The 12,977-nt window shown below is 71.1% G+C and carries 10 protein-coding genes; 8 read left to right on the top strand and 2 right to left on the bottom strand.

The genetic code is table 11. From position 1 onward, the window contains the following. Positions 1-44: 44 nt before the first annotated feature. From C7474_RS12320 to guaA, 4 genes are read left to right on the top strand one after another with little or no spacing between them, the layout of a single operon-like run. Positions 45-1,160, top strand: coding sequence for a GuaB3 family IMP dehydrogenase-related protein (locus C7474_RS12320; RefSeq protein ID WP_121060345.1), 1,116 nt, complete (start codon positions 45-47; stop codon positions 1,158-1,160). Between the two features lie 5 nt (positions 1,161-1,165). Then, positions 1,166-2,011 (top strand): SURF1 family cytochrome oxidase biogenesis protein, encoded by an 846-nt coding sequence (locus C7474_RS12315; protein ID WP_422385804.1) that lies wholly within the window; start codon positions 1,166-1,168, stop codon positions 2,009-2,011. A gap of 10 nt (positions 2,012-2,021) precedes the next feature. Beyond that, a complete protein-coding gene (locus tag C7474_RS12310) occupies positions 2,022-2,510 on the top strand; it encodes a DUF3817 domain-containing protein (RefSeq protein ID WP_121060344.1) in 489 nt (162 codons plus the stop codon). Next, on the top strand, positions 2,507-4,087 hold the full coding sequence (guaA, locus tag C7474_RS12305; protein WP_121060343.1) for a glutamine-hydrolyzing GMP synthase: 1,581 nt from the start codon (positions 2,507-2,509) through the stop codon (positions 4,085-4,087). The genes C7474_RS12310 and guaA overlap by 4 nt, the downstream gene beginning before the upstream one ends. Positions 4,088-4,254: 167 nt before the next feature. On the opposite strand, the gene C7474_RS12300 is transcribed toward guaA, so the two are convergent. Next, positions 4,255-5,157, bottom strand: coding sequence for a Bax inhibitor-1/YccA family protein (locus C7474_RS12300; RefSeq protein WP_121060342.1), 903 nt, complete (start codon positions 5,155-5,157; stop codon positions 4,255-4,257). A 140-nt stretch (positions 5,158-5,297) separates the two neighbouring features. Between C7474_RS12300 and C7474_RS12295 the strand changes: the two genes are divergently transcribed. The 3 genes from C7474_RS12295 to C7474_RS12285 all read left to right on the top strand — a co-directional run bounded on the left by C7474_RS12295 (position 5,298) and on the right by C7474_RS12285 (position 8,426). Beyond that, entirely contained in the window at positions 5,298-6,305 is a 1,008-nt protein-coding gene (locus C7474_RS12295; RefSeq protein WP_121060341.1) for a glycerophosphodiester phosphodiesterase family protein, read from the top strand. A 79-nt stretch (positions 6,306-6,384) separates the two neighbouring features. After that, positions 6,385-7,347: an ABC transporter ATP-binding protein gene (locus C7474_RS12290; protein WP_121060340.1), complete on the top strand. Its 963-nt coding sequence runs from the start codon at positions 6,385-6,387 to the stop codon at positions 7,345-7,347. Further along, a complete protein-coding gene (locus C7474_RS12285) occupies positions 7,344-8,426 on the top strand; it encodes an ABC transporter permease (RefSeq protein ID WP_121060339.1) in 1,083 nt (360 codons plus the stop codon). Before C7474_RS12290 ends, C7474_RS12285 begins: the two co-directional genes overlap by 4 nt. 15 nt (positions 8,427-8,441) lie before the next feature. Here C7474_RS12285 and C7474_RS12280 read toward each other — a convergent pair whose 3' ends face one another. Next, on the bottom strand, positions 8,442-9,584 hold the full coding sequence (locus C7474_RS12280) for an enterochelin esterase domain-containing protein (protein ID WP_121060338.1): 1,143 nt from the start codon (positions 9,582-9,584) through the stop codon (positions 8,442-8,444). Positions 9,585-9,737: 153 nt separating this feature from the next. On the opposite strand from C7474_RS12280, the gene C7474_RS12275 reads away from it, so the two are divergent. Further along, on the top strand, positions 9,738-12,863 hold the full coding sequence (locus C7474_RS12275) for a S8 family peptidase (protein WP_121060337.1): 3,126 nt from the start codon (positions 9,738-9,740) through the stop codon (positions 12,861-12,863). Positions 12,864-12,977 lie beyond the last annotated feature (114 nt).

Raw genomic sequence — 12,977 nt, 5'->3', positions numbered from 1 at the left:
GCGGCATGAGTGAGAGGCACCCCGGGTAGGCTGAGACCGTGAGTATGGACATCGAGCTCGGCCGCGCCAAGCGCGCCCGCCGCGCGTACGCGTTCGACGACATCGCGGTCGTGCCCTCGCGGCGCACGCGCAACCCCGAGGACGTCTCGACGGCCTGGTCGATCGACGCGTTCGGTTTCGACATCCCCGTCCTCGGCGCGCCGATGGACTCGGTCATGAGCCCCGAGACGGCGATCATGCTCGGCCAGCTCGGCGGACTCGGCGTGCTCGATCTCGAGGGCGTCTGGACGCGCTACGACGACCCGGCGCCGCTGCTCGCCGAGATCGCGAGTCTGCCCGCCGTCGAGGCCACCCGCCGCATGCAGGAGCTCTACGCCGAGCCGATCAAGCCCGAGCTCGTCCGCGACCGTCTCGCCGAGATCCGCGCCGGCGGCGTGACCGTCGCGGGCGCCCTCACGCCGCAGCGCACGCAGGACCTGTACGAGACGGTCGTCGCCGCCGGTGTCGACCTGTTCGTCATCCGCGGCACGACGGTCTCCGCCGAGCATGTCTCCTCGGATGCCGCTCCCCTGAACCTGAAGAAGTTCATCTACGACCTCGACGTTCCCGTCATCGTCGGCGGCGCGTCGACGTACACGGCGGCGCTGCACCTCATGCGCACGGGCGCGGCCGGCGTGCTCGTCGGCTTCGGCGGCGGTGCCGCGTCGACGACCCGCGCGACCCTCGGCGTGCACGCGCCGATGGCGACCGCTGTCGCCGACGTCGCCGGCGCGCGCCGCGACTACCTGGACGAGTCGGGCGGCCGGTACGTGCATGTCATCGCCGACGGCGGAGTGGGCACGTCGGGCGACATCGTCAAGGCTCTCGCGATGGGCGCGGATGCCGTCATGCTCGGCGTCGCACTCGCCCGTGCGACCGACGCTCCCGGCCAGGGCTTCCATTGGGGCCCCGAGGCGCACCATTCGAAGCTCCCGCGCGGCAAGCGCGTCGAGGTGGGCCAGGTCGCGCCGCTCGAGGAGATCCTCTACGGTCCGGCGCCCGTCGCCGACGGCACCGCCAACCTCATCGGCGCGCTGCGCAAGTCCATGGCGACCACCGGCTACTCGGACCTCAAGGAGTTCCAGCGCGTCGAGGTCGTCGTCGCGCCGTACGACGTGTGAGCACCGTGAGCACGACCCCCGCGCCCGATCCGACCGCGCCCGCGGGGGAGTTCCCGCCGACGCTGCGCGAGGTGATGCTGCGGCCGTGGTGGATCGCGATGCTCGCCCTCGCCCTCGTGGTCGCCGCGGTCTTCGCGTGGCTGGGTCAGTGGCAGCTGTCGAGCGCCATCGACACCGACCCGCCGCCCGCGGGTGCGACCGAGCAGTTGCGTCCGCTCGCCGAGGTCGCCGAGCCGGGGGAGTACCTGGCGGAGCCGCTCGTCGGACAGAAGGTCGAGGTCACCGGCTCCTTCGTCCCGGGCGACTTCACGGTGATCTCCTCGCGGTACAACGACGGCGCGGAGGGCTTCTGGGTCGCCGGCCAGCTGCGGGTCGCCGGAACGGACACGCCCACCTCGCTCGCCGTCGCGGTGGGCTGGACCGCCGACCGCGCGCAGGCCGAGGCCGCGGCATCCGCGCTGACGGACGACCCGCCGCAGGACGTCTCGCTCACCGGCCGGATCATCTCCGACGAGGGCCCCGCCCTGCCGCCGCGCGATGACCCGACCGAGATGACGCGGATGTCGCCCGCCGCGCTGCTGGGGATCTGGCACGACATCGACGGCCTCGACGTCTATCGCTCCTACCTCACGAGCGCGGAGGCCTTCGGCGGCCTCGAGGCCATCCACTCCCCGGCGCCGAACGAGCGGTCCAGCGTCAACTGGCTCAACATCTTCTACGCGCTCGAGTGGGCGATCTTCGCGGGTTTCGCGTTCTACATGTGGTACCGGCTCGCCCGCGACGCGCGCGAGAAGGAGGTCGAGGCGTTCGAGGAGCGCCAGGCCGCCGGGGCGGCGCCCGCCGACAACTAGACTGGACCCCATGCCTCAGCCCAAGCTCGCCAGCTTTCCGGCGATCCGGGGCGCGCTGCGGTTCTACCAGATCGCCTCGGTGATCACCGGTGTCATGCTGCTGCTGCTGTGCGCCGAGATGATCATCAAGTACGCCTTCCACTACGAGTTGTTCCTCGGCGGGTCGGGCGGGTTCCTGTGGTTCGCCCAGGTCGACGCCTTCGGCGAGTCCACCGGCGACGGGGCCAACCTGTCGCTGGGCATCCTCATCGCGCACGGCTGGTTCTACGTCGTGTACCTGTTCGCGTGCTTCCGGGTGTGGAGCCTGATGCGCTGGAACTTCGTGCGCTTCATCATGCTCGCACTCGGCGGCATCGTTCCCCTCCTGTCGTTCTTCATGGAGGCGCGCGTCGGCCGCGAGGTGAAGGCCTACCTCGCCCAGCGCGAGGCCGACGAGCTGCACTCGCGTGCCGAGCACTCTTCCCTGACCCACGAGATCCCCACGGAGAACAAGCGGTGACCACCCAGACCGAGACGGATCAGCGACCCGTCCTCGTCGTCGACTTCGGAGCCCAGTACGCGCAGCTCATCGCGCGGCGCGTGCGCGAGGCCGGCGTCTACAGCGAGATCGTCCCCCACACCGCCACGGCCGCCGAGATCGCCGAGCGCAACCCCGTCGCCCTCGTGCTCTCGGGCGGACCGTCGTCGGTGTACGAAGAGGGCGCGCCGCGCCTGGACCCGGGCGTCTTCGACCTCGGCGTGCCGACGCTCGGCATCTGCTACGGCTTCCAGGTGATGGCCCAGACCCTCGGCGGCGAGGTCGCCAACACGGGTCTGCGCGAGTACGGCGCGACGGATGCCACGGTCATCACCGAGGGCACGCTCCTGGACGGCCAGCCCGCCGAGCAGAACGTCTGGATGAGCCACGGCGACCAGGTCTCGAAGGCCCCCGCCGGCTTCGAGGTGCTCGCCCGCACCTCCGCGACCCCCGTGGCCGCGTTCGCCGACGACGCCCGCAAGTTCTACGGCGTGCAGTGGCACCCCGAGGTCAAGCACTCCGACCACGGTCAGGCCGTGCTCGAGAACTTCCTGCACAAGGCCGCCGGTCTTCCCGCCGACTGGAACAGCGGCAACGTGATCGCCGAGCAGGTCGAGCGCATCCGCGCGCAGGTCGGCACCGGTCGCGTGCTGTCGGCGCTGTCCGGCGGCGTCGACTCGGCCGTCTCGACGGCGCTCGTGCACGAGGCGGTCGGCGACCAGCTCGTCGCCGTCTTCATCGACCACGGGCTGCTGCGCAAGGGCGAGCGCGAACAGGTCGAGAACGACTACGTCGCCTCCACCGGCGTGCGCCTGATCACCGTCGACGCCCGTGAGACGTTCCTGAACGCCCTCGCCGGCGTCAGCGACCCCGAGCAGAAGCGCAAGATCATAGGCCGCGAGTTCATCCGCGCCTTCGAGAAGGTGCAGCAGGAGCTCATCGCCGAGGCCGCGGCCGAGGGTGACCCCATCCGCTTCCTGGTGCAGGGCACGCTGTACCCCGACGTCGTCGAGTCCGGTGGCGGTGCCGGCACCGCCAACATCAAGAGCCACCATAACGTCGGCGGCCTTCCGGAAGACCTGCAGTTCGAGCTCGTCGAGCCGCTGCGCACCCTCTTCAAGGACGAGGTGCGCGCGATCGGCCGCGAACTGGGCCTTCCCGCCGAGATCGTCGGCCGCCAGCCGTTTCCGGGCCCCGGCCTCGGCATCCGGATCGTGGGTGAGGTCACCGCTGACCGTCTCGAGATCCTGCGTGACGCCGACGCCATCGCCCGCGCCGAGCTGACCAAGGCGGGCCTGGACGGCGAGATCTGGCAGTGCCCCGTCGTGCTGCTGGCCGACGTGCGCTCGGTGGGCGTGCAGGGCGACGGTCGCACCTACGGCCACCCGATCGTGCTGCGCCCGGTCTCGTCGGAAGACGCGATGACGGCGGACTGGACGCGCCTGCCCTACGACGTGCTGTCGAAGATCAGCAACCGCATCACCAACGAGGTGCGCGAGGTCAACCGCGTCGTGCTCGACGTCACCAGCAAGCCGCCGGGGACCATCGAATGGGAGTGAGCGCGCGCACGCGCTGAACGGATGCCGGGGCCCTTCGGGGTTCCGGCATCCGCCGTTCTCCGGGGTCTTCGGGCGGGGAACCCCGCAGAAAAGCACGGACTCCGCATCCAGACCGGGGAATGGATGCGGAGTCCGTGTGATGTTGCGGAGCTCGTGCTCCGCTCGACTCAGTTGCTGCCGCGGAGGATGGCGATGATGCGCAGGATCTCGATGTAGAGCCAGACGACCGTGACCATGATGCCGAAGGCACCCATCCAGGCGAACTGGCGGGGAGCGCCGTTGCGCACGCCCTGCTGGATCGAGTCGAAGTCGAGCACGAGCGAGTACGCGGCCATGATGACCACGAGCACGCCGATGATGAGACCCAGCGGGATGCCGGCGACCGTCTGGCTCAGCAGACCGAAGGGGCCGCCGCTGTCGGGGCCGAAGGCGCCGAACATCATCATCACGACGTTGATGAGCGAGAAGACGAGGTAACCGATCATCGCGATCATGAAGACCTTGGTGGCCTTCTTCGACGCGCGCACCTTGCCGCTGGCGAACAGGGCCAGGGTCACACCGACGACCGAGAGGGTCGCGAGGGTGGCCTGCAGCACGATGCCGGGCCAGATGAACTCGAAGTACGCCGAGATCGCGCCGACGAACAGGCCCTCGAAGGCCGCGTAGCCGAGGATGAGGCCCGGGCGCACCTTCTTGCGCGACGTGAAGATCACGATCATCGACAGCACGAAGCCGCCGAGCGCGCCGACCATCCACGGCACGAGGGTCGGGTTCGGGTTGGTGACCGACACCGTCGACATCGTCCAGATCCAGCCGGCGACGGCGGTGACGAGCAGCACCGCGAACAGGCCGAGGGTCTTGAAGACGGTGTCCTCGACGGTCATGCGACCGGTCTGCAACGACCCGGCGGCGGGGGCGGCGTAGGCGCCCTCGAGCTGGGCCTGGGTCGCGGCGTCGACCGACTGGTGCGACGTCGCGGAGAACTGGGTCTGCGCAGCCGGCGGGGTCAGCCCGGGCCGCTGCTCCTGGAACGCGGGGTTGCTGAAAGCGGGGTTGCTGCTGGAGGCCATCGTGGTCTCAACTCCAATACGAAGGGTGCCGCACTGAGTTACTGCGGATTTCCAGCGTAGCCCACGTGATTTCGGGCGTCTCGGGGCCTCGCTGTGAGCACTCTATGAACCGCGCGGAACCCGCCCCGTAGCCTGGTCGCATGCCCAGACGTCGCCCCCTCGTCATCGGCCACCGCGGAGCGCCCGGCTACCGTCCGGAGCACACCCGATCGGCTTACGATCTGGCGCTGGCAATGGGAGTGGATGCCGTCGAGCCCGACGTCGTGTGGACGAAGGATGCGGTCGCGGTCGTGCGGCATGAGAACGAGATCTCGACGACGACCGACGTCGCCGATCGTCCGGAGTTCGCCGACCGCCGCACGACGAAGACGATCGACGGTGTCGAGCAGACCGGCTGGTTCACCGAGGACTTCACGTGGGCCGAGCTGCAGACCGTGCGCTGCCGCGAGCGCATTCCGCAGACGCGCCCGTCGAGCGCGACCTTCGACGGCACGCAGCCGATGCTGCGGCTGGCCGACGTGCTCGACCTCGTGCGGCGTGCCGCGCTCGACCAGGGCCGCGAGATCGGCGCGGTCGTCGAGGTCAAGCACGCCACCTACTTCGCGTCCGCCGGGTTCGACGTCGCCAAGCTGCTGGCCGCCGAACTCCGCGCCGCGGGCTGGGGGGCGGGCGAGCTGCCGCTCGTGATCGAGTCGTTCGAGGCGACCGTGCTGGCCGAACTGCGGGACACCGGCATCCGCGGGACGTACGTGTACCTGCTCGAGTCCGCCGGCGCGCCCTACGACCTCGTCGCGCGGGACGGGAAGAGCGCGACCCCCTACGCGCGCGTCGTGTCGGATGCCGGGCTCGACGGGCTCGTCGGGGCGGTCGACGGGATCAGCGTCGACAAGAAGATGATCCTCGCGCCCGACCGGCTCGGTCGCGCGACCGGCCCCGCACCGTTCGTCGCCGCCGCGCGCGAACGCGGTCTGCGGGTGTACACGTGGACGGCGCGTCCGGAGAACCGGTTCCTGCTGCCGCAGTTCCGGCGCGGCCGCGACAAGGCCGCGCACGGGCATTGGCAGCAGGAGTGGGCGCTGCTGGCGGAGTCGGGCGTCGACGGCGTGTTCGTCGACCATCCCGACCTCGGGGTGTCGTTCTTCCGCTGAGCGCTGCGCTCCTGCGCGCACGCTGAGTGTTCACCCCGGGCTGCCCGACCTGTTCACAGCCACCCCATAGGGTGAGGGCATGACCACAGCAGGCATCGTCGCCCGGGATGTGCGCCGCTCGTTCGGCGAGGTGCATGCCGTCCGCGGCGTCACGCTCGAAGCCCGGGAGGGCGCCGTCACCGGACTCGTCGGCCCCAACGGCTCGGGCAAGACGACGCTGCTGCTCATGCTCGCCTCCCTGCTGGCACCGGATGCCGGTGAGGTGCGCATCGGCGGTGTCGATCCCGTCGCCGACCCCGGCGCGGCGCGGATGCTGCTGGGCTGGATGCCGGACTCGCTGGGCGCCTGGCCCAACCTCACCGCGCGCGAGACGATCGTCACGACGGCGCGCCTGTACGACCTCGACCGCGCCGTGGCCCAGGCCCGTGCGGCGCAGCTGCTCGTCGAGGTCGGACTGGCGGAGGTCGCCGACGCCCCCGCACGCGTGCTCTCGCGGGGGCAGAAGCAGCGCTTGGGTCTGGCACGCGCGCTCGTGCACGACCCGCGGGTGCTGCTGCTGGACGAGCCGGCGTCCGGTCTCGACCCGCAGGGGCGCATCGACCTGCGCCGGCTGCTGCGCCGGCTCGCCGCCGACGGGCGCACCGTGCTGCTGTCGAGCCACATCCTCTCCGAGCTCGAAGAGGTCGTCGACGACGCGGTCTTCCTCGTGCAGGGGCAGACGGTCACCTCCGAGCGGGTCGCGGCCGCCGCGAGCCGCACTCGGACGTGGCGGCTGCGCCTGGCCGACCGCGACGCACGCGCCGCCGTGCTGCCGGTGGCCGAGACGCTGGGGCTCGATGCCGGCCTGCTCCCGGTCGACCGCCGCGACCTGCTGCTCGCCTTCGCGTCCGACGCGGATGCCGCGGCCGCGCTCGCGTCGCTCGTCGGTGCGGGGCTCCCGGTGGCGGAGTACTCGGCGGCCACGGGCATGCTCGAGCACACGTTCCTGGATCTCGAGGGCGGCGGCGATCCGCGGCCGGGCGACGGGGGAGGAGTCCGATGAACGCGCAGCGCCTGTGGACGATCGCGCGGCTGGAGCTGCTCCAGCGCGTGCGGTCGGTGTCGTGGTATGTGCTGCTCGGCGTCTTCGCCGCGATCCTGGTCGGTGTCACCGCCCTGTCGTTCCTCGCGTTCGGGGGCTTCCGCGGCTCCGGCGGTCCGGGCGTCTACTCGACGGTCGTCTACATCACGCTGCTGCTGGTGGTGCTCGTCTCGCCGACGCTCAGCGGCAACAGCATCAACGGCGACCGCGACGCCGCGACGCTGGCGGGCGTGCAGGTGACGCTCGCCACGACCGGCGAGATCCTGTTCGGCAAGCTGCTCGCCGCCTGGATCACCGGCCTCGCGTTCGCGGGTGTCGCCGTGCCGTTCCTGCTGATCGCGACGCTCGCCGGCGATGTGCCTCCGCTCACCGTGCTGGTCTCGGCGCTCGTGCTCGTCGTCGAGATCGGGATCGTCGCCGCGATCGGCGTCGCGCTGTCCGGCATCCTCGCCCGCCCGCTGTTCTCCGTCGCGACGACGTACCTCGTCGTGGCCGCGCTCGCGATCGGCACGCTCATCGGGTTCGGCCTGGTCGGGGCGAGCTCGCAGTCGACGTTCACCTCCACGCAGCGGTACGCCGAATACGACGCCCGCGGGTACCCGCGGTGCATCGAGGGGGTCGAGAGCTGCGTCAACGCGCCGGAGAACTGGGAGTGCGGGCAGTGGCAGACGAGCACGTACACGGCACCGCGTTTCGATCGCGTGTGGTGGCTGCTCGCGGCGAACCCGTTCGTCATCCTCGCGGACGCCGTCCCGACCGCCTACGACTCGTACGGCAGCCCCGAGGACCTGTTCGGGCAGATCAAGTACGGCGTGCGGATGGCGCAGCAGACGCCCGAATTCGAATCCCGGTACGACGAGTGCGCCGTGCAGCCCGAGCAGACCTACCGGACGGCGCAGGAGGTCATCGATTCGACGGTGCCGAGCTGGTTCGTCGGTCTCGGGGTGCAGGTGGTGCTCGCCGGCGGGCTGCTGTGGTGGGCGTGGGCGCGCACCCGCACTCCCGCGCGCACGCTCGCGAAGGGCACCCGCATCGCCTGACCGGGCTGGGTCCGTTCAGGCCGATGCGTGCGACACGGGTGGCAGGCCGCGCAGCTCCTCGAGCGCGTCGAGTCCGTCGAGCAGTCCGGTGCGCCACCAGGCGTAGTCGTGCCCGCCGCGGTACTCCCGCTCGAGCACGGCGGCGCCGGCGTCACGGGCCGCGGCCGCGAACAGTGGCGCGACGCATGAGGCGACGGGTTCGAGTGAGCCGTGCTGCACGACGAACCGCGCTTGCGGCAGCGGCGTCGTCGCGAGCGCCTCGATGAGGTCGCCGGGCCGGTCGCCCTCCTCGCCCGCCGTCGTGTCGGCGCGCTGCTCGAACGACCCGGACTGGGCGATCGCGGCACCGGCGATGCCGTCGAGCACGAGCCCGACGGCGGCCAGCGCACCGTAGCTCTGCCCCGCCGCCGTGATCGCGGCGACCGGAGTCTCGCCGAACGCCCCGGCATCCTGGGCCCCGGCCAGAGCTCGCCGCGTCCAGTCGGCGACGGCGGCCCGGTCGGGCAGGGTAGCGAACCGGCGGTAGGGGTCGCCGGACGGCATCAGCAGCACAGCGGTGTCGCCGAGCGGATGCCGCGACAGGTCGTCGGCGAGGGGGAGTTGCGCCCAGTTCTCGGCGTCGAAGAGCACGAGCACGCGGACGGCCCCGGCGCCCGGCGCGGAATCCGGCACGAGCACCGTCGCGACGCCGTCGGCGCCGAGGTCGATCGGTGTGCGGACGTACCGGCGCAGGGATGCGGCATCCGGGAGCTCGGCGGGATGGCGTCGGGAACCCGGCATCCGCAGGACGGAGGCGGTTCCGCCGAGCTGGTCGGGGATGCGTTCGGCCACGGCCGGATCCGGCCTGGCCGACTGCAGCACCGCGATCCAGGCGAAGAAGTCGTCCGCCGCGTCGCGCGGGATGTGCTCGGCGGTGACGAATCCATACCCGGCGACGAGGTCGTCGGGCAGGTGCAGCGTGAGCGATGCCCCGTCGACGCCGTCGGGGCGCAGCAGCATCGCGTCGATCGCGCCGGGATCGGTGACGCCGATCAGCTGCAGCATCGTCTCGGCGCCCGGCGTGGGGGCGGTCGGCCGGCGGAACGTGACGGCGCGCAGTGGCACGCCGTCGGGCATCGGGATCGTGTCGCCGAAGCGTGGTGCGGAGGGCGCGGGCATCGCTCGTCACGATAGCGCGGGGCATGCGCGACAGCGGCCATAGCGCAGGTGGGACCGAGTGCCAATGAGAATGAAACTTTTCTCATGGTTCCCCTGTGAATCTCGGCGGATGCATAGCCTCCTGTCAGCCCCCGCACATCCCGCGGGTCGGTCATGCCCCTCACGAAAGGCGGTTCCCTCTTGCATCGACGCATCCTCGCGGCCGTCGGCGCCCTCGCGCTGACACTGCCCGCAACCGCGGCCTTCGCCGCAACCGACGAGGATCCCTCGTCGCGTCTGCCCCGCTCGGATTCCGCGGGTCAGATCGACTCGACGTTCCAGGCGTCGGCGATCTCCTCCGACGGCACGGTCAAAGTCATCATCGAGATGACCGGTGACCCCGTGGCCGTCGTCGAGGCCGAGCACGGACGAGAACTCTCCGACGGGGAGAAGGACCAGATCAAGGGCGATCTGGAGCAGAAGCAGGCGCCCGTCTCGGATGCCGTCGCCGACAAGGGCGGCGAGGTCGAAGCGGAGATGCAGTCGGCGTACAACGGCATCCAGGCCACCATCCCGGCCGACCAGGTCGACGCCGTCGCCACGCTGCCCAACGTCGTCGCGATCCACCCGGTGCGCACCTACGAACTCGAGAACGCCGTGTCTGTGCCCTACCTCGGCGTGCCCCAGGTGTGGGAGTCCACCGGCTACACCGGCCAGAACGTCAAGGTCGCCATCCTCGACACCGGCATCGACTACACGCACGCCACCTTCGGCGGCCCCGGCACGGTCGAAGCGTTCGAGGCGGCCGCGGCATCGTCGACCCAACCCGCCGACCCCGCGCTGTTCGGCCCCGACGCGCCGCGCGTGAAGGGCGGCATCGACCTCGTCGGCGACGCGTACGACGCGGGCGGCGAGGGCGACGCGCTCATCCCCGTGCCCGACGACAACCCGCTCGACTGCCAGGGCCACGGCTCCCACGTCGCCGGGACCACCGGCGGATCCGGCGTGACCGTCGACGGCGCCACCTATGCCGGCCCGTACGACACGACGACCCCGTCGAACGACTTCCTCGTCGGCCCGGGCGTCGCGCCGCAGGCCGACCTGTACGCTGTGCGCGTCTTCGGCTGCGACGGTTCGACCGACGTCGTCGTCCCCGCCCTGGACTGGGCCGTCGAGAACGGCATGGACGTCGTCAACATGTCGCTCGGCTCGTCGTTCGGCCGCGGGGACGACCCCGACGCCGTCGCGGCCGCCAACGCGGTCGGCGCGGGTGTGGTGGTCGTGGCATCCGCCGGCAACTCCGGCCCGAGTCCGTACCTCACCGGCTCACCGGGCACCGGCGACGGTGTCATCGCGGTGTCGGCGATCGACAGCTCCGAGACGTTCCCGGGTGCGAAGATCACGATCGCCGGTCAGGAGATCGAGGCCATCAACGCCAACGGCGAGTCGGTCGAGGGCCTGGGCGAGCTCACCGTCGTGCGACTGACCGGCGCGAACGCCCTGGGCTGCTCGGCGCAGGCGTTCACCGACGCCGGCATCGTGCCCGGCGGGGGCCAGCTCGCCGTCGTCGAACGCGGCACCTGCGCCCGCGTCGCCAAGGGTCTGTTCGGAGACCAGGCCGGCGCCGCCGCCGTGCTCATGGTCAACAACGCCGACACGCTGCCGCCCTACGAGGGACGCATCACGTCGAACCCCGACACGGGTGAGCGGTACACGGTCGACATCCCGTTCCTGGGTGTGCGGTCCTCGGACGGCGCGGTGTTCACCACCGGTGCCACGGCGACCTTCGAGGCCGCCCAGATCGGCAACCCCGGCTTCCGCTCCTACGCGTCGTTCAGCTCGTCGGGCCCCCGCTCGGGCGACAGCGCGATCAGCCCGGATGTCGCCGCCCCCGGCGTCTCGATCGCCTCGGCCGACGTCGGCTCCGGCAACGGCGCGGCCATCCTGTCGGGCACCTCGATGGCGGCCCCGCACGTCGCGGGCGTCGCGGCGCTGACCGTCGAGTCCCACCCGGACTGGTCGGCCCCACAGGTGTCGGCGGCGATCGTCTCCACCGCCGACCCCGACAAGGTCGCCGGTCAGTCGCTCACCCGTGGTGGCGTCGGCCTCGTCGACACCGCCCAGGCGGTCGCGACGAAGGTCACGGCGACCGGTGACGCGTTCCGCACCGAGAGTGGCTGGGCGCGCGAGTCGGCGCTGAGCTTCGGCTTCCAGGAGTCGGTGCTGGGCTTCGGCGGCGTCAAGACCGTCACGGTCAAGAACGAGGGCGACCAGCCCGTCACCTACCAGGTGTCGACCGCTCCGTCGGCGCAGTCGCAGAAGGCGTCGGTGAACGTCAGCAGCAAGAAGCTGACGGTGCGCCCGGGCGGCACGGCCAAGCTCATCGTCACGGTCGCCGCGGCTGCCAAGGACGTGCCGGGCTCGCTGTCGGCCGACGACCAGTTCTCGTTCTCCGAGATCTCCGGTGACGTCGTGCTGACCTCGGCGGACTCGACCCTGCGGGTGCCCTACCTGCTCGTACCCCGCTCGAACAGCAAGGTGACCACCGGGTCGTCCGCGCCGTGGTTCGGCAAGAAGCAGGCCGTCGCAGACGGCACCAAGTCTGTGACCCTGCGCAACACGCTGGGCGCGATCGACGCGGCCGCCGACGTGTACACGTGGGGCCTGTCCGACGACAAGGACGCGTCGAAGGCGCTCGCCGACACCGGCTACGACATCCGCGCCGCCGGTGTGCAGTCGTGGGCCGACGGCGACGACCAGGTGCTCGTGTTCGCGGTGAACACCCACAAGCGCTGGTCGAACGCGGCCGGCAACGAGTTCGACGTCGTCCTCGACGTGAACCGCGACGGTCAGGCCGACTGGGTCGTGTTCTCGTACGACTCCGGAGCGGTGCGCGCCGGTGACGTCAACGGCATCACCGAGGTGTTCGCGCAGAACATCTCGACCGGTGCCCTGTTCGCCACCGGGTTCCTCGCGCAGGCGCCCACCGACAGCAGCACCATCCTGCTGCCGGTCACGGCGAGCCAGCTGGGCCTCACGGGTGCGTTCGATTACACGGTGCAGGCGTTCAGCGTCACCTCCGGCGGCGAAGACACCGTCGACGGGTGGGCGACGTATGACCACACCGCGCCGGCGATCTCCAACGGTCAGTACGTCACCGTGCCCAAGCGCGGCAAGGCCGACGTCTCGCTCGCGGTGAACGGTGCCGCGTACGAGGCGCAGAAGCCGCTGGGCGCCATGATCGTCGTCCCCGACAACCAGTCGGGCTCCGACGAGGCGCTGCTGGTGAAGGTGAAGTAGACCTCTCCCCGATGCCGGAGGGGCGGTGCGCGCAAGCGCCCGCCCCTCCGGTGCTGTGTGGGGTTGGGTTGGGGGGCGGTAGCGGTGTTGCGGCGCGTGTCACACGATGTGCCG

The sequence above is a fragment of the Microbacterium telephonicum genome, from assembly GCF_003651225.1.
Classification (GTDB): Bacteria; Actinomycetota; Actinomycetes; order Actinomycetales; family Microbacteriaceae; genus Microbacterium; species Microbacterium telephonicum.
The sequence above is the reverse complement of the archived record's forward strand: the minus strand, read 5'-3'. Positions and strand labels throughout refer to the sequence as shown.